Source organism: Mesorhizobium sp. P5_C1 (genome assembly GCF_054049815.1).
In genome coordinates, this window is sequence record NZ_JBFULQ010000896.1 from 1 (window position 1) to 1,496 (window position 1,496).

Annotated in this window: 1 protein-coding gene; it reads left to right on the forward strand. The window is 59.4% G+C overall.

Translation table 11 applies throughout. The annotated features are described in order from the left end of the window. Positions 1-1,272 (forward strand): DNA ligase D (gene ligD / locus ACXJ7R_RS32360; RefSeq protein WP_457155353.1); only part of this gene is annotated, 1,272 nt, incomplete at its 5' end. Between the last annotated feature and the right edge of the window lie 224 nt (positions 1,273-1,496).

Here is a 1,496-nt window from a genome sequence, read left to right on the forward strand (position 1 = left end):
CTGCTGGTCGGCGTCAATCGGGGCGAGCATTTCGCTTACATCGGCCGTGTTGGAACCGGATACAGCGAGGCAAAGGTCAAGCAACTGCTGCCAAGGCTCAAGGAGATGCAGGCGGTCAAGTCGCCTTTCACTGGCGATGGCGCGCCAAAAAAAGATGCAACCGTCTTTTGGACAAAGCCCGAACTGGTTGCGGAAATCGAATTCGCCGGCTGGACGGGCGGCGGCAATGTCAGGCAGGCCGCCTTCAAGGGCTTGCGCGAAGACAAGCCCGCGAAAGAGGTTGAGGCCGAGCGACCCGCCGATCCTCAAGAGACGCAGATTGCCGAACCCGGCAAGGCAACTGCCCGGAGTGCGAAAAGCCCGGTCGTCCTGGGCGTCATCATCTCCAAGCCTGACAAGCCGCTGTGGCCGAATGCCGGCGACGGTGGTCAGCCGGTCACCAAGCTCGATCTTGCAGAGTACTTTGAGGCCATTGGCCCCTGGATGATCAAACATCTCAAGGGTCGCCCCTGTTCGCTTGTCCGAGCCCCTAATGGCTACGCCGGCGAGCAGTTCTTCCAGCGCCACGCAATGCCAGGCACATCCAATCTGCTGGAACTGGTAAAAGTCTTCGGCGACCACAAGCCGTATCTGCAGATCGACCGCGTTGAAGGCCTGGCTGCGATCGCCCAAATTGGCGGCCTGGAATTGCATCCCTGGAATTGCCAGCCGGGCAATCCCGAGAAACCCGGGCGACTTGTCTTCGACCTAGACCCTGGTCCCGAAGTCTCCTTTGCCGAGGTAGTAGCCGCAGCGAAGGAAATGCGCGATCGTCTTGAAGATCTGGGATTGGTGAGCTTTTGCAAGACGACGGGCGGCAAGGGCCTGCACGTAGTCACCCCATTGGCCGCCCAGCGCAACAAAACGACCTGGCCAGAGGCCAAGGCCTTCGCGAAGGCGGTGTGCATGCAAATGGCGGCGGACCGGCCGGACCTCTACCTCATCAACATGGCCAAGAAGCTGCGGACGTCTCGGATCTTTCTCGATTACCTCCGCAATGATCGCATGGCGACGGCCGTCGCTCCGCTGTCACCGCGTGCTAGGGAAGGAGCGACGGTCTCCATGCCGCTGACATGGGGCCAGGTGAAGGCGGATCTCGACCCAAAAAAATACACGGTCCGAACCGTTCCGAGCCTGTTGAACAAGACCGTCGCCTGGGCCGACTACGACGATGGCGAAAGGTCGATCAGCAGCGCCATCAAACGGCTGGGTTCTGCAAAGCTCGCCGCATGACATCTGAAGGGGAAAAACCGTCATTTGCCGTCCCATTGGACACGAAACCAATGGAGGCAAAGGCTGCAGACAAACTGCCTGATAGCGCTAACCAATGGCAGTACGAACCTAAGTGGGATGGGTTCCGTTGCCTGGCCTTCAAAGCCAGAGATACGGTGGAGTTGCGAGCAAAATCCGGCAAGCCGCTGGGCAGATATTTTCCGGAAGTCGTCTCGATGTTGCGT